This is a genomic window from Streptomyces sp. NBC_00859, from assembly GCF_045161865.1.
Lineage (GTDB): Bacteria > Actinomycetota > Actinomycetes > Streptomycetales > Streptomycetaceae > Streptomyces.
In genome coordinates, this window is the sequence record NZ_CP108826.1 from 7261894 (window position 1) to 7277511 (window position 15618).

Sequence of the window (15618 nt, forward strand, 5' to 3'; positions counted from 1 at the left end):
AAGTGAACGTTTGTGCAGGTGGGGCGGGTATGGTCACGAATGTAGACCGGAGTGGAAGCCATGAGGGGCGGCGCACGTGAGCAAGAGCGAACTGGGACCGGAAGGCGGAGCCGCGCCGACCGCCGATGTGGATCGTACCGATCCGGAGTACCGGGCTTGGCTCAAAGAAGCCGTCCGCAAGGTCCAGGCCGACGCCAACCGGTCCGCTGACACGCATCTGCTGATGTTCCCGCTCCCCGAGGAGTGGGGCATCGACCTCTATCTCAAGGACGAGTCCACCCACCCCACGGGCAGCCTGAAGCACCGGCTCGCCCGCTCGCTCTTCCTCTACGGGCTCTGCAACGGGTGGATCCGGCCCGGAAAGCCGGTCATCGAGGCGTCCAGCGGTTCGACAGCGGTGTCCGAGGCGTACTTCGCCAAGCTCATCGGCGTGCCCTTCATCGCCGTCATGCCGCGCACCACCAGCCCCGAGAAGTGCCGGCTGATCGAGTTCCACGGGGGGCAGTGCCACTTCGTGGACGACTCCCGGAGGATGTACGAGGAGGCGGGCTCCCTCGCCGCATCGACGGGCGGCCACTACATCGACCAGTTCACGTACGCGGAACGGGCCACGGACTGGCGCGGCAACAACAACATCGCCGAATCCATCTACCAGCAGCTGAGGCTGGAGCGGTATCCGGAGCCCGCCTGGATCGTCGCGACCGCAGGGACGGGCGGTACATCGGCGACGATCGCCCGCTATGTGCACTACATGCAGCACGACACCCGCATCTGTGTCCCCGATCCGGAGAACTCCTGTTTCTTCGACGGCTGGACCCGCAGCGACCCTTCGGCGACCAGTGACTGCGGCTCGCGGATCGAGGGCATCGGCAGGCCCCGGATGGAGCCGAGCTTCGTGCCGGGCGCCATCGACCGGATGATGAAGGTGCCGGACGCGGCGAGCGTCGCCGCCATCCGCGCCCTCGACCGCGTCGTCGGCCGCAAGGCAGGCGGATCGACGGGCACGGGGCTGTGGAGCGCGCTGAAGATCGTCGCCGAGATGGTGGCGGAGGGGCGCACGGGCAGTGTGGTCACGCTGCTCTGCGATCCGGGGGACCGCTACCTGGACAAGTACTACTCCGACAGCTGGCTGGAGGAGCAGGGCCTCGACATCTCGCCGTACACCGCAGCCATCGAGCGGCTGCTGGTCACCGGCGTCTGGACCGAGTGACGCCGCGGGCCCCGGCAGGTGAGGGTCTATGCGGTGGCCGGCGCGATACGGCTGTCCAGCTTGCGCGCGGCGTCCCGGAAGGCCCGCCCCAGGCCGGACCTTCCGAGCCGGATTCCGGCGAGCAGGGCCCCCGGCCCGTCCGCCGCGAACGTCCACTGGACGCGGGTCCCGGAGTCCGTCGCGGTGAGCCGCCATTCCTCCAGCAGGGCCCGCAGACCAGGCGCGTTGGTCTCGTCCACCCGGTAGGCGTACCGGGTTCCGGGATCGGCCGCGAGCACCGACTCCCGGAAACGGGTGCCGCCCTTGAGCCGAACCTCCCGGCCGCCCTCGGTGGCGCGGGCCATGGTCACCGCGGTGAACCACGAAGGCCAGTCCGCGACGTCATCGGCCAGAGCCCGGTAGACGGCGTCCGGCGGCGCGGAGACCCCAGCGGCGAAGACCAGGCGCAGCGGTGCGGTCTCGACGAAGTCGAGTCCGACGGGGCGGAGTCGGTGAGCCATCGGGCCGCACCTCCAGGGGTCGGTGGGAGACGGGCCCGCACACCATAGCTGACCCCCGATCAGCTGTCTGCCCCGCGGAGAGCCGCTGTCGCGGCCTCGGGCGCGGTGGGCGCGTCCGAGGCTTCCCTATCGTGCTACTGCGCAGTAAGAATCACTTCCGACGCACAGTCGTGCACCGCGCACGTCGTACCGCACCGACCCTGGAGGTCCCATGCCGGCCGCTGACCGTCCGACGAAGTACCTGGCCGCGCTCCTGGCCGGCGCGGGAGTGGCCCACTTCGTCGCCCCGCGCCAGTTCGACACGACGGTGCCGCCCTGGCTGCCCGGCAGTGCGCGGACGTACACGCAGGTCAGCGGAGCGGTCGAACTGCTGCTCGCGGCAGGTGTGGCGGTACCGGCCACCCGCAGTCTCAGCGCGCGTGCCGCCGCCGGTCTCTTCGCGGCGGTCTTCCCCGCGAACGTCCAGATGGCGTACGACTGGAGGCACCGCTCCGCGCCGCTCAGGGCGGCGGCTCTCGCCCGGCTGCCGCTCCAACTGCCTTTGATCGTCTGGGCGGAGAAGGTGAGCAGGGCCGCACGCACGACCACCGCAGCCCCGGCAGCGCACTGACACGGCCGCACCCGCCGGGACCCGCCCCGCCGGACCGCCGTGCGCGCCCCGGCGCGGTGCCGTCATACCTTCTGCGCCGCCTCGGAATCCAGCGCGACGCTTACCGCCCTGGGCAACGCGGCCAGATCCAGCAGGCCTGCGACAGTGCCGGCTGTGAGCCCGTGCCAGATGCCCGGCCTGCGGAGCATCGCGTGATCTCCGCCCGTGACCGTGAGAGCACACGCCCGCGCACCGGAGTCCCGTGCCCGGCGCACGAAGCCGGCGCTCGCGCCGGGATCGGTGGTGCGGTCGCGGTCACCGTGCAGGAGGACGACCGTACGGCCGCCGAGATGACCTGCGGGCTCATCCGGAGGGCACCAGGGGGCCAGGCCGACCACGGCCCGGACCAGCGGATGGTCCGCCGCGCTCAGCGCGGCACGGCCGCCCATCGAATGCCCGACAAGCACCACGGGGACCTCACCCGCGGCCTCGGCGAGCTCGTCGAGGGCACGCCGCGCGTCGTACGCGGCGTCCGCGCGCGGACCGTTCCAGCCCCGGTACCGGTAGCGGACCCGTCCCATCAGCACGGAGTTCCCCGCTGTGGCCTCGGCGACCCGCGCGCCGATGGGCCGCATCCGGGCCTCCGGCAGGTTCCACGGCGGCGGTGGCCGCAGCCCGTCGGCCCGGCCCCCGTGCAGGAGCAGCACCGCCGCCCGGGGGGCCGCGCAGGGCCTGGTGACTATCAGAGCGGGCTGCTGCACGCCGTCATTCCGCGGTTCGGACACGCGCGGGACTTCCTTTCTGGCCGGTTCCTCGCAGGTGTCCGTGCAGCCGTGCCGCCCGGACCCCACGTGGTCCTTCGTGGCCGGACGCGTTCCGGATTGCCGCCGCGGATCATGAGGCGTGCATCCGGGCCGGCGGGCGGCGCGGGGGTGCCGGCTGTCAGACGGTTCTGTCGCCGCCCGCCACTACCAGCCCCGGCAGGTACTCGGCGATCTCCTCGCGCGCCCCACCGGACAGCCCCGAGTCGGTGACGAACGCGTCCACGTCCTCAAGCGTCGCGAACGAACTCAGCCCGACGGTGCCCCACTTGGTGTGGTCGGCGACCACCACCACCCGCCGAGCCGACTGCACGAACCTGCGGTTCGTCTCGGCCTCCGCGAGATTGGGCGTGGAGAGCCCCGCCTCCGCCGATATGCCGTGTACACCCAGGAACAGCACGTCGAAGTGGAGCGACCGGATCGCCTGGTCGGCCACCGGCCCCACCAGGGAGTCCGACGGCGTGCGCACCCCGCCCGTCAGCACCACCGTCGCCGCTCCCGGCCGCTGACCTCCTCCGCCCGCGACGTGCTGGGCGGTGTGGAAGACATCGGCGACGCGGACCGAGTTCGTCACCACGGTCAGATCGGGAACGTCCAGCAGGTGCTGGGCGAGCGCGTAGGTCGTCGTCCCGCCGGACAGGGCGATGGCACTGCCAGGGGCGGCCATCGCCGCGGCGGCCCGCGCGATGTCCTCCTTGGCGGTCAGTTCGAGACCGGACTTGGCCTCGAACCCCGGTTCGTGCGTGGACGCCTCGACCACCGGCACCGCGCCGCCGTGAACCTTCTCGATGACGCCCTGACGAGCCAGCGCGTCCAGGTCCCGGCGGACTGTCATGTCCGAGACGTTGAGTTTGCGGGTGAGCTCGTTGACGCGGACACCGCCGCGTCGCCGTACCTCGTCGAGGATCAGCGCGCGACGCTGCTCCGCGAGCAGATTCTGATTGTCGCTCACCGCAGGGTCCTGTCCTTCCACGCGCCGATGCGGCGCCAGGGGCTCGCCCTGGTCACCGGGGATGCCTCATCCTCGCACGCAGAGTTCCCGGGCGTGCCACTGGTTGCCGCCCCTCTTCCGGGGGAGATTCAGTGAGAGCCGTGCGGCGGGCGGCAGGCGTCCAGGATTCTGGGCACACACCGCCGACCGTCCCCCTCCACGAGAGCGAGCACCGCAGTGTCCCCAGCCCCACCTGGTGAGAGCGGTACACCCGCCGTCGAACTCCTCGTCCACGGCGTCGGCGGAGCCACGCCGCAGGAGATGCTCGGCGACGCGCGCACCGTACGGGTCACCGGCGACGGCACGGCGGCGGTCTACCGCCGTGCCGACGACACCGACGCGGACGCGCACCCGCAGGACCACCGGGACCGGCCGGTCCCCGAGGCATATGTCTGGTCCAACCTCACCTCCGGCAACAGCGCCCGCGCCCTGTGGCTGCTCCTGCTCCCCTTCATGGTGGTCAACCTCGCCCACTGGATGCTGCCTTCCGGCGGGGAGCGGGCCGCCAGGCTGTACGGGGTGCTGGTACGGCTCATCGCACTCACCCTCACCGTGCTGCTCGTCGCGGCGGCCTGCGAAGTGGCGCTCGACCTGACGGCCTGGCAGTGCGCGGGGTCAGCCGACTGCTCCGGGGACAAGTCCTGGCTCGGCTTCCTGGCCGCCGCACGCGGTGGCTGGTGGGCACAGCCGGGCCGGAGACTGGCCTTGGCAGCGCTGCTCCCCGCAGCACTGACGACGCTCCTCTGGTATCTCTCCAACCGCACCTGGAGTGCCTACGAGTCCCAGCAGCCGCTGGGCGAGGACGTCCGTGCCCCGGACGCCACGGAGCCCGCGTCCACCCGAGGCGGCGAGGACGCCGACAGGGGTGGCGGGGCTGCGGCAGGTCCGGCGCTCGGCCGGCCCGGATTCTGGTACGGGCGCAGGCTCGTCGCACGACTGCGCGCGGCACACACCGCCGCGGGATTCCTTACCGTGGCCGCCGCGCTCACCGTCGCGGCCGCCGCCTTCGACCGCCGCTCCTCGGCCACCCTCCTGGAGGCCATCGGCTGGCTCCTCGAGGCAACACTGCTGGTGGCAGGAGGAGTTGTGGTCTGGGTGGTCTGCCGGCGAGGCCGCACCGAAACCCGGCTCGACGAGGAACTCGACCGCGCCGTCGTCACACTCCTGCCGGTCAGCGCCCTGATCCTGCTCGCGGTCTCCGCCGTGTACGCGGCATGGTCCCGGCCCGGATGGCGGTCGAGCGGCACCCTCCCCGGCGACCGCACCTTCGGCATCCTCACTCTGACCCAACTCGCTCTCGTGGTCGTACTGGCCGTCGTGGCCATGACGCTCTACCGCCGGGCTCCCCATACCCGTACCGCGCTGCGCGGACTGGGCGGACCCGCGGTCGCCCTGCTGGCCTGCGCTCTCGGCGGCGTGATGACGGGCGGCGTCGCCCAGCGCGTCGCCGACTGGCTCGACGGACCCGGCACCCCCGGCATGGGCAGGAGGAGCTCCATGGCAGGGCCGCCGGTGCTGCTCAGCTGGCAGGCCTCCGTCATTCCCGTCCTGCTGCTCCTGCTGCTGCTCCCGGTCGCGTACTACGCCCTGCGCACCAAGCGCCGTGAGCGCCGTATCGCCCGGACGCTGATGACGGACTATCCGGGGGAGGAGCCGGACACCGTGCGCACCCGGCAGATCGCCGGGGTCCGTGCCCGCGCCCAGCTCACGGACGCCGCACCGCCGTTCGTCGGAATCGTCTCGGCGGCCACCCTGCTGCTGGGAGCGGGCGCGCTCGCCGGCTCCTGGGCCAGCGAGAAGGTGCCGGGCCGGGCCGCCGATACGGCGCCCTCGTTCATCGCATCCGCCGTCGATGCCGCACAGGCGGCGGGTTCCTGGCTGGTGGGCCTCGGCTTCGTACTGTTCGTCACCCTGGGCAGGCGTGCCTACCGTGACGCCTCCGCCCGCCGCAGCATCGGCATCCTCTGGGACGTCGGCACCTTCTGGCCGCGTGCGGCGCATCCCTTCGCGCCGCCCTGCTACGCCGAGCGCGCCGTCCCGGACCTGACCTGGCGGATGTTCACCTGGACCGACATCACCGGAGGCAGGCTCGTCATCTCCGGCCATTCGCAGGGCAGCGTACTGGCCGCCGCCGCGGTCTGGCAGCTGCCTGCCCGGACCCGCCGCAGGGTCGCCCTGCTCACCTACGGCTCACCGCTGGAGCGGCTGTACGGGCGGTGGTTCCCGGCGTACTTCGGTGCAGGCTGTCTGGACGCCCTGCACCGCGAAGTGCCCTGCTGGCGCAATCTGTGGCGCGCCACGGACCCCATCGGGGGCTGGGTGATGTCCGGCGCAGACGTCGACCGTGGGCCACTGCTCGACCCGGTCGCCTACGGCCGCACCCGCGAACACCCTCTGCCGGACCCGGTCCTGGGCCACTCCGACTACCAGGCCGACCCGGCGTTCCCCGAGGAGCGTGCGGCGCTGCTGAGCCGGCTGGCGGCGCCGGCCCGGGGCCGCCAGCAGGTCCCGCAGCAATCGGCGGCCGGAGAGGCCGGTGCCGGCCGGGCAGCGGCGGAACAGCTCAGGGAAGGTCGGGCAGGTCCTCGGGAAACAGCAGACTGAGATCGTCGGTCGACATCTCGGAGAACTGGGCCACCCGGCCGGCGTGCCGTTCCACCATCGACTCGAACGTCTGCCGGGCAGTCCTGCCGTTACCGAAAGCGGGGCCCTTGGGGAGCACGGTGAAGTACTTCAGCAGGGCCTCCGGTGCGCCCTCGCCGAGCCGGTACTCATGCTCGTCCGCCTGCTGTTCGACAATCCGCAGCAGTTCCTCGGGGGCATAGTCGCCGAAGGTGATGGTCCGTGAGAAACGGGACGCCACACCGGGGTTGACCCCCAGGAAGCGCTTCATCTCGGCGGTGTACCCGGCGACGATCACCACCACCGCCTCCCGGTGGTCCTCCATCAGCTTGACCAGCGTGTCGATGGCTTCCTTGCCGAAGTCCCGTCCGGAGTCCTCGGGGGAGAGGGCGTAGGCCTCGTCGATGAAGAGCACCCCGCCCCTGGCCCGGTCGAACGCCTCCTGGGTACGGATGGCCGTCGAGCCGATGTGTTCGCCCACCAGGTCGACCCGGGAGACCTCCACGAGGTGTCCGCGCTCCAGCACCCCGAGCGACGCGAGGATCTCGCCGTACAGCCGCGCCACTGTCGTCTTGCCCGTACCGGGGGAGCCGGTGAACACCAGATGACGGCGGGCGGAGGCGGCCTTGAGGCCCGCGGCGGCCCGCCGGCGGCCGATCTCGATCATGTCGGTGAGGGCGCGGACCTCGCGCTTGACGCTCTCCAGGCCCACCAGGGTGTCGAGTTCACCGAGGACGTCCACCGAGGAGCGTATGGGCTCGTCCGCGGGGGCGGCGGTGGGGGCGGAAGCGGTGGCAGGGGCCGGCCGCTGGCCGGGCAGGGCGCCGAGCAGCCCGGCCGTCTGTGTCGCGGTCGCCACCACGGCAGGGGGTGCCTGAGGTTCCGTCGGCAGTCCGCTCTCGTCGCTGGTGCACTCCTCCGCGACGGGGCCGCCCGCGCCTTGGGCGCCGTCGGTGAACTCGTAGCCGCTGCGCGCGCACCGCTCGGTACGGCAGCGGGTCAGTGTCGTACGGCAGCCGTCTATGACATGGAAGCCGTAACCGGCGCTCCCCGTCACCCGGCAGCTGTGGAAAGTGCCGCGCCCCTCGGCCGAGACGTAGAAGCCGGCCTCCGTGGGCGAGGTCACGGTGCACCGTTCGATCCTCGGGTCGGCACCCTTGGTGACGATGACACCGGTCTGCGCCGCGTCGATGGTGCAGCCGCTGAGCGTGCCGCCGCTGCCGTGATCACGGAACCAGGCACCGGTGGATGCCTCCCGGATGCGGCAGTCGTCCAGCTGCGCGGTGGCGCCGTCGCTCACCGACACCGCCGTGTTGCGCACCTGGGAGAGATCGCTGTCGACCACGTCGGCGCGGGAACCCCGATCCAGTACGAAGATCGCGTCCGGTACGTCGTGCACCCGGCAGGAGTCCAGTACGACCGTCGCCCCGTCGCTGACCCACACGGCCGGGTAGTCGCCCGTGCTGTCGTGGATCTCGCACTGGTTGGCGTCCACCCGGGTGCCCGGATCCCAGACGGAAAGGCCGTTGCGCCCGAAGCGCCGGACTGTCGACCGTGTGAGCGTGAGCACGGAGCGGGACCGCAGATCGACCGCGTTCTCCGGAATGTCATGGATGTCGCAGTCCGAGAGCGTCAGGACCGCGTCCGTGTCCAGAGTGATCCCGTCGGCCGACGTGCGGTGGACGGAGCAGTCGGTGAGATGGGCGGACGCGCGCGCGGCGACCTGGACGCCGCTGCCCTTTACCTCGTAGATCTCACATCCGAAGGCCTCCAGGCCGCTGCCTTCGCCGGAGACGCTCAGCCCGGCCCCGGACGCGTGATGGATCCGGCAGCGCTCGATTCTGGGGTGCGCCCCGCCGTGCACCGAGAGGCCCGACTGACCGGCCGCGACCACCTCGCACTCCTCGAACACCCCGCCCGAGCCTTCCAGCACGCCGATGCCGACGCCCGCCGGGTTGTCCACGGTGCAGCGGCGCACGGTGGGCCGGGCCGCTCCCCGCACCTCGATGCCGACGGCAGAGCGGGTGACGACGCGCAGATCGAGCAGCTCGGGGGTGCCCTCCTCGACGAGCAGGGCGGGTGCGGACGAGTCCTGGCCCTCGACCTGGAGGTCCTGGACGACGGCGGATGCCCGCACGGTGAGCGGGATGCCGTCGGCGGGAGCGATCCGCACGGAGCCGACCGCGCCCTCGGTCCCGCGCAGCGTGATGGCGTGCTGGACGACGAGATTTTCCCGGTACGTGCCGGGAGCGACCGTCAGGACGTCGCCGTCGCCGGCGGCCTCCAGGGCTGCGGAGAGGGAGGCGTACTCGCCTGTGCGGCGCCGCCACCTCGATGTTCCGGTGTACGTCACCTGGACCGTGCCCTGTGCCATGGCGCTGTTGTGCCCCCACCTCGTGTACCCGACGGATGTGGCCCCACCGTAGCGCGCGCGGGAGGCGGGAGTTGACGCGAGAGCCGGTCTCAGCTTCCTGTGCCGGTGCGTCCCCAGTCGGGACCGGCTTCACTCCACGCGCGGTCGAGTCTGACGTACCGCCGCTGTATCAGCCGCCATACGATGAGACGGCGTCCGACGACTATGAACCCCGTCGTCGCGGCGGCCGCGCCGAACCCCGCCAGTACGGCGTGTGCCCGCACCGTGCGAGGCTTCATCGGTCTGTTGACGATATGTCCGCGGTCGTCGGTCCAGATGCGCAAGCGGTCGCCGGGGCGGTTGTCCCCCTTGAAGGTGGCCAGCGCCCCGCGGTGACGGCTGCCGTCCACGCCGGTCCAGACGGCGGCGGCCCGGCCGCTGGGCACGGCGTCCGTGATGCCGTCCGGGTTGGCCACGACCGACCGGTGGGGAAGCGCACGCACCACGGTGGCGGTCGTCATGTGCCGGTGCAGGCGCTGGACGCGGGCGGTGTCCTGGAGCACGCTGTCGGTGAGGGCGCCGCAGAGCCATCCGGTGACCGGTCCCGCGACGGCGATCAGCAGCACCGCGACGAGCGCCACCCAAGCCTCGGTGAGGTCGGTCCCGCGGCGCAGGGGATTGCGCCGCCAACGCCACACGCCGACTGCCGCTCGCACGGTCCCGCACCCCCTTCCGCATCCGTCAAGACCTCACCGGGCACGGCCTGCGTACGACTGGGGCGCAGCGAGGAAGATCTCGCTCCGTACAACGAACCTGCCGTATCTGTGAGTTCCCTGAGAAGCGGGATCTCATTCGAGGATGTGCACCGGATCACCGACGTGCAGGACGCCGGTCCCCTCGGGGATCAGATTCTGGCCGAACAGCAGATCATTGTCCACGCGGCGGTACCGGGCGAGGGTGCGCAGCGGTTCTCTGCCCCGCCCGGACGTGCGCTGGTCGATGGTGGTGACAACGCAGCGGCCGCAGGGTTTGGCCACCCGAAAGGCCACGTCACCGACCGCGATGCGGGTCCAGCCGTCCTCGGCCCAGGGCGGGACGCCCGACACGACGAGATTTGGCCGGAACCGGTCCATCGGGAGGGGTCCTTCGGCCGGCAGGTCACCCCGTGCGATGAGCGAGTTGAGGGCGTCGAGCGAGGAGAGTGTCGTGAGCAGCAGCGGATAGCCGTCGGCGAGGCTGACGGTCTCGCCCGGCCGCGCGTAGCGCGGATCGACCGGTCTCCGGACCGCCGGCTCGTCTAGATGGACCAGGCGTACGGCAGCGCCGAGATACCTGCTGAGCCAGAGGTCCGCCGCCGGGCCCGCGGGTACGACATCGACCTTGTCCCCGAAGAGCTGCGCCCCGACCGTGCCCACCGGCTCCGGCACGGCGACGGCCAGTGGATCGCACCCCGGCGCGGACAGTCTGATCCCGCCGTCCGGCAGCGGCTCGGCGGCTGCCGGTGCCAGCCGCGGCTGCTGGCGTTGAGTGACGGCCTTCGCGTTCTCGTCCACGAGCATCCACCGGCGGTCTCCGGCCAGCCCCCAGGGTTCGACCGCGGCCGAACCCGGCGCACACCCCGTGAGGGACTTGACCGGATGGATGTGGATCTCGTGCAGAACTGCGCGAACGGGCTGCGACACGGCAGTCATCCTGCCATTCGCTCCGGACGCGCGGGGACGCGGGAGGGAGAGTCAGTATCCCCGGCCCTGGTACGGGCGGTTGTACGGATCCTCGTACGGCGAGGGTGCGGGCCTCTGCGCAGCAGGGCGCATCGCCTCGTACCCGGCTCCGCCCATGGGGCGCTGCGGCTGCTGCTGCGGCCCCGGGTAGCCGCGGGGCGCTGTGGCCTGCTGCGGGATGTAGGGCGAGGGAGCGTGCTGCATCGGGCCGGGCTGTGCCATGGGCTGCGGATAGCCGTACGACGGCGCCTGCTGCGAGGGACCGGCCGGCAGCGCCGGGAGCGCAGAGGGCAGCGCCGGGAGGTAGCTGTTGCCGGTGTCGTAAGCCGAAGGGACTCGGATCGGAGCGATCTGAGGGGTGCCCCGCTCTGCGACAAGGGAATCGTAGATAGGGGTGTCCGGGAAGGACGGCGCGGAGTAGTAACCGCCGCCGTAGGTCGCACGGGGGGACGTCATGGCACATAAGTAAAGCCCACGATGTGCTGATTGGGGAGCCCGATAAGAGGGTTGTTTTGCGCGTTCCGAGTGACTGTGGACCCCCAATGCGAGCGAACTTGCAAAAAACGGTCGTCAATCCGGGCCCGGATCAGGTACAGGCCTGCTCGCGGGCCGGTTACCGACGGGTCGCCGCCAGGCGGCGCGACGATCTTCCCGTGCTCCTCGGGAGCGCTGCGCGGTGGCTGGGATTAGGTTGGGCGTACGGAAATCTACGGCTTCACGACGCCAGTTGGGGGCGAGCATGTCAATGCTTAAGGGAACCAATGTTCCGGTGTCGGCTCAGGCCGTGCGGGTCGAATTGGGATGGCAGCCGGGTCCGGGGGTGCCGGACGTCGATGCCTCGGCCCTGTTGCTGGCATCGGGAAAGGTGCGTACCGACGCCGACTTCGTCTTTTACAACCAGCCGCGGCACGCGTCGGGCGCAGTCAGCCACGAGGGAAAGACCACCGCACCGGGCACCACGACCGACACGCTCTCGGTCGACCTCTCCCGGGTGGAACCCGCCATCGAGCGCGTGGTCCTCGCGGCCTCGGCCGACGGGGGCAGCTTCGGACGCGTGCCCGGACTGTACATCCGTGTGCTCGACGCGGCGGACGGCACGGAGATCGCCCGGTTCGACAGCCAGGACGCGACGGTGGAGACGGCCTTCCTCCTCGGCGAGCTCTACCGGCGGCAGGGCGGCTGGAAGTTCCGTGCGGTCGGGCAGGGATACGGCAGCGGGCTGGAAGGGCTGGCGACCGACTTCGGGATCAGCGTGGACGACTCCCAGCGGCCCGCCCCACAGGCCGCACCCGCACCTCAAGCTCCTCCGGCCCCACAGCCCGCACCTGCACCCCAGGCCCCGCCTCCGCCGCCGGCTCCTCCTGTCGCGCCGTACAGCGCTCCCGAGCCCCCGCAGCCGCCCGCGGGGACCCCGGCACCGGCCACCCCCGTACGGCTGACCAAAGTCACCCTGACGAAGGACGCTCCGGCGGTCTCCCTCGCCAAGCAGGGCGGAACCTCCGGGGCCATGCGGGTCAACCTCAACTGGGAGTCCCGCCGGCCGGAGCCGAAGGGCTGGGCCGCCAAGCTCGGCAAGGCAGTCGCCGGGAACGGCGGTATCGACCTCGACCTCTGCGCGCTCTACGAGCTGACCGACGGCCGGAAGGGAGTCGTGCAGGCCCTGGGCAACGCGTTCGGATCGCTGAGCCGGCCCCCGTACATCCTTCTCGACGGCGACGACCGCACCGGTTCCGTCTCGGCCGGAGAGAACCTCACCGTCAACCTCGACCAGAAGAGCAGCATCCGCCGGATTCTCATCTTCGTGACCATCTACGAGGGTGCGCGGAGCTTCGCCGATCTGCACGCGACGGTCACGCTCCAGCCGCAGAACGGCGCGGCCATCGACTTCTCTCTCGACGAATGCACCGTGCCGTCCACCGTCTGCGCGCTCGCCCTGATCAGCAACAACGGCGGGGATCTCGTCGTCCAGCGCGAGGCCCGCTATCTGGTGCCCGACCGCGGCGTCAGTCCGCAGCGCACCATCGACCAGGCGTACGGCTGGGGCATGAACTGGACGCCCGGCAGGAAGTGAGCGCCGCCGTTCCCGCCGCGCCGGGCGCGGCGGGAACGGCGGCGCCGCTCAGAGGTCCTGCGCGGCGCCCGGAGGAAGGTCCGGCCCTCGCATCGCGTCCTGCGCGCCGCCGGCGTCCGGTTCCGCGACCGGCCTGGAGTAGGTCCGCCCCTTCCAGGCCGCGCCGCGCCCGCGGTAGTGCTGCACCGCGGAGTCCACCGTCATCAGCAGATACAGCAGAGCGGTGAACGGCAGAGCAAGGCCCAGCAGCGGCGACTGCCGGTAGTAGCGCAGCATCGGCACATAGGTGCCCGCCATCACCAGCCAGGCGAGCCCGCCCGCCCAGGCGGCGGGGGTGTCGCGGAACAGCAGGCCCGCGACGAGCGTGACCGGCGGCGCGAGATAGATCAGGGCCAGGCCGAGCACCGTGCCGGTGAGCAGGAGAAGGCTGTGCCTCAGCTGTGCGTACGCGCTGCGCGAGACCATCCGCCAAAGATCGCCGAGCTGTGGATAGGGACGCACGCTGTCCACCCCCTCGGCGAGCCCCAGCCAGATCCGGCCGCCGCTGCGCTGCACCGCGCGGGCCAGCGAAACATCGTCGATCACAGCCTGTCTGATCGACTCCGGGATGCGGGCGCGCTCCGCCGCCTCGGTGCGCAGCAGGACACAGCCGCCCGCCGCGGCCGCTGTGCGGCCCCCGGGCCGGTTGATCCAGCGGAACGGGTACAGCTGCGCGAAGAAGTACACGAACGCGGGCACCACCTGCCGCTCCCAGAAGCTCGCGACGCGCAGCCGCGCCATCTGGGACACCAGGTCGAGCCCTGCCGTACCGGCGGCGGAAACCAACTGGCGCAGGCTGTCCGGGGCATGGGCGATGTCGGCGTCCGTCAGCAGCAGATACTCGGGACCCCGCGCACGGGCCCTCGCGATCCCGTACCGCACGGCCCAGAGCTTTCCCGTCCAGCCGGGCTCCGGCTCGCCGGGCGAGACGACGGTCAGGGGGAGTCCGCCGTGGTGTGCCGACAGCTGCGCCGCCAGCTCCCCGGTGCCGTCGGAGCTCCCGTCGTCGACCAGCAGGATCTCGGCTTCGCCCGGATAGTCCTGAGCCAGTAGCGAAGGGAGGCTCAGCGGCAGGACCCCGGCCTCGTCCCTTGCGGGCACGACCACGGCCACGGACGGCCAGCTCCCGGGGGCGGCGCGCGGCGGCAGCCGCTGATCCGTCCGCCAGAAGAAACCCTGCCCCAGCAGGAGCCACATCCACACGGCCAGCGAACAGACGGAGATCCAGGCAATGGCGCTCATCCGCCGAAGTCTGCCCCACCGCGGCGGGCCGGGACGAGCGGTCGACTAGGGTGACCGGGTGAAGATCGCGCTCATGGACTCCGGAATCGGCCTGCTGGCGGCGGCCGCCGCGGTGCGCCGACAGCAGCCCGACGCCGATCTGGTGCTCTCCAGCGACCCCGGCAGCATGCCCTGGGGCCCGCGTACGCCGCAGGACGTCACCGCCCGCGCACTGGCAGTGGCCCGCGCGGCCGCCGCCCAGCGGCCCGACGCACTCATCGTCGCCTGCAACACCGCGTCCGTGCACGCACTGCCGGCCATCCGTGCCGCGCTCGAGCCGGACATCCCCGTCATCGGTACGGTGCCCGCCATCAAACCGGCCGCCGCCGACGGGGGGGCCGTCGCGATCTGGGCGACACCGGCGACCACCGGCAGTGACTACCAGCGTGGACTGATCGCTGAATTCGCCGCAGGCGCCGACGTCACCGAAGTGCCCTGCCCCGGACTGGCGGACGCCGTAGAGCACGCCGACGAAGCGGCGATCGACGAGGCCGTGGCCGCGGCAGCCGCGCTGACCCCGTCCGGCGTAAGGGCCGTGGTCCTTGGCTGCACCCATTACGAACTGGTCGGCGAGCGGATCGCCGACGCCGTCCGGCGGCACGGCAGCCCAGCGGCCGAGCTGTACGGCTCGGCCGGGGCCGTGGCCGCGCAGGCCCTGCGCCGCGTCAGGGCGGCGGCCGCTTCCGGTGGCTCGGCCGGGCCCCGGCTGACGGTGCTCCTCAGCGGACGCCGGGGGCCCCTTCCCGTCGCCGCGCTGACCTACGTCGAAGGCCGTCTGCTCCAGGCCGTCAGCCCCGCGCACTGACCGCCACGGCCTCCGCCGCACCGGCGCCCTCCTCGCGGAAGGTGAGTAGGCTGCTACGCATGAGGGACCACAGCGAGCCCGCCTCCCGGGTATGGACCGGCCATGCGACCAACCGCGTGCAGTGGCTGCTCTCGGTCGCCGGGGCGGCGTGCCTGGGGCTGGGAATCGAGCTGGCTGTGGCCTCCGCCTGGACGGCGGACCGCGCTCCGCTGCTGATGGCCGTGATCGGCTGTGTACTGGTCGGCCTGCTGATGCTCTACGGCACCCTCGCGTTCGTGCATGTCTCGGTGAAGGTCGACGACCACTCCTTCGAAGTACGCTGCGGCTACATCGGCCTGCCGCGCCGCCGCATTCTGCTCGACCACGTGGTGGGTGCGGACTTCGACCCGGCGGTGACCCCGCGCCAGTGGGGTGGCTGGGGATACCGGTGGCGCCCCGAGAAGGGGACCGCTGTGGTGGTGCGCCGCGGGGAGGGCCTCGTCCTCACCCTGGGGGACGGCCGCAGCTTCACGGTCACGGTCGACGACGCGGAGGCGGCCGTACGGATCATCCGCGACCGGCTGCGGCTCTCGCCCGGCTGACACGTCACCGGGGGCACCTGATGCCCGCGGGGCC

The 15618-nt window shown here is 71.8% G+C and carries 14 protein-coding genes; 6 read left to right on the forward strand and 8 right to left on the reverse strand.

Annotated features, from left to right (window positions below; genetic code table 11):
- The first annotated feature begins 76 nt into the window (after nt 1-76).
- Nucleotides 77-1210 (forward strand): PLP-dependent cysteine synthase family protein, encoded by a 1134-nt coding sequence (locus OG584_RS32015; RefSeq protein ID WP_405783060.1) that lies wholly within the window; start codon nt 77-79, stop codon nt 1208-1210.
- A 26-nt stretch (nt 1211-1236) separates the two neighbouring features.
- On the opposite strand, the gene OG584_RS32020 is transcribed toward OG584_RS32015, so the two are convergent.
- On the reverse strand, nt 1237-1710 hold the full coding sequence (locus OG584_RS32020) for an SRPBCC family protein (RefSeq protein WP_405783062.1): 474 nt from the start codon (nt 1708-1710) through the stop codon (nt 1237-1239).
- A 211-nt stretch (nt 1711-1921) separates the two neighbouring features.
- On the opposite strand from OG584_RS32020, the gene OG584_RS32025 reads away from it, so the two are divergent.
- On the forward strand, nt 1922-2320 hold the full coding sequence (locus OG584_RS32025; protein WP_405783063.1) for a hypothetical protein: 399 nt from the start codon (nt 1922-1924) through the stop codon (nt 2318-2320).
- A gap of 62 nt (nt 2321-2382) precedes the next feature.
- Here the strand turns inward: OG584_RS32025 and OG584_RS32030 are convergent, their stop codons facing one another.
- Both OG584_RS32030 and OG584_RS32035 read right to left on the reverse strand, forming a co-directional pair.
- Complete coding sequence (locus OG584_RS32030) at nt 2383-3084, reverse strand: dienelactone hydrolase family protein (RefSeq protein ID WP_405783065.1); 702 nt, start codon at nt 3082-3084, stop codon at nt 2383-2385.
- Nucleotides 3085-3241: 157 nt separating this feature from the next.
- Nucleotides 3242-4072, reverse strand: a complete 831-nt coding sequence (locus OG584_RS32035; protein ID WP_405783067.1) for a DeoR/GlpR family DNA-binding transcription regulator — start codon at nt 4070-4072, stop codon at nt 3242-3244.
- Nucleotides 4073-4288: 216 nt separating this feature from the next.
- On the opposite strand from OG584_RS32035, the gene OG584_RS32040 reads away from it, so the two are divergent.
- The gene (locus OG584_RS32040) at nt 4289-6715 is read left to right on the forward strand and encodes a hypothetical protein (protein WP_405783069.1); all 2427 of its coding nucleotides are present in this window, start codon (nt 4289-4291) and stop codon (nt 6713-6715) included.
- On the opposite strand, the gene OG584_RS32045 is transcribed toward OG584_RS32040, so the two are convergent.
- The 4 genes from OG584_RS32045 to OG584_RS32060 all read right to left on the reverse strand — a co-directional run bounded on the left by OG584_RS32045 (nt 6675) and on the right by OG584_RS32060 (nt 11263).
- Entirely contained in the window at nt 6675-9107 is a 2433-nt protein-coding gene (locus OG584_RS32045) for a right-handed parallel beta-helix repeat-containing protein (RefSeq protein ID WP_405783071.1), read from the reverse strand. The two genes, OG584_RS32040 and OG584_RS32045, sit on opposite strands and share 41 nt — an antisense overlap.
- Before the next feature lie 89 nt (nt 9108-9196).
- Nucleotides 9197-9802 carry a hypothetical protein gene (locus OG584_RS32050; RefSeq protein WP_405783073.1) on the reverse strand — a complete coding sequence of 202 codons (606 nt, stop codon included), beginning with the start codon at nt 9800-9802 and terminating at the stop codon, nt 9197-9199.
- 132 nt (nt 9803-9934) lie between these two features.
- Nucleotides 9935-10768 (reverse strand): MOSC domain-containing protein, encoded by an 834-nt coding sequence (locus OG584_RS32055; protein WP_405783075.1) that lies wholly within the window; start codon nt 10766-10768, stop codon nt 9935-9937.
- 51 nt (nt 10769-10819) lie between these two features.
- Nucleotides 10820-11263 (reverse strand): DUF6643 family protein, encoded by a 444-nt coding sequence (locus tag OG584_RS32060; protein ID WP_405783076.1) that lies wholly within the window; start codon nt 11261-11263, stop codon nt 10820-10822.
- A 283-nt stretch (nt 11264-11546) separates the two neighbouring features.
- Between OG584_RS32060 and OG584_RS32065 the strand changes: the two genes are divergently transcribed.
- Nucleotides 11547-12878, forward strand: a complete 1332-nt coding sequence (locus OG584_RS32065) for a TerD family protein (RefSeq protein WP_405783077.1) — start codon at nt 11547-11549, stop codon at nt 12876-12878.
- A gap of 48 nt (nt 12879-12926) precedes the next feature.
- Here the strand turns inward: OG584_RS32065 and OG584_RS32070 are convergent, their stop codons facing one another.
- Nucleotides 12927-14159 carry a glycosyltransferase gene (locus OG584_RS32070; protein WP_405783079.1) on the reverse strand — a complete coding sequence of 411 codons (1233 nt, stop codon included), beginning with the start codon at nt 14157-14159 and terminating at the stop codon, nt 12927-12929.
- Between the two features lie 58 nt (nt 14160-14217).
- On the opposite strand from OG584_RS32070, the gene OG584_RS32075 reads away from it, so the two are divergent.
- On the forward strand, nt 14218-15003 hold the full coding sequence (locus tag OG584_RS32075) for a glutamate racemase (protein ID WP_405783080.1): 786 nt from the start codon (nt 14218-14220) through the stop codon (nt 15001-15003).
- Between the two features lie 59 nt (nt 15004-15062).
- Nucleotides 15063-15584, forward strand: coding sequence for a hypothetical protein (locus tag OG584_RS32080; protein ID WP_405783082.1), 522 nt, complete (start codon nt 15063-15065; stop codon nt 15582-15584).
- Nucleotides 15585-15618: the final 34 nt, after the last annotated feature.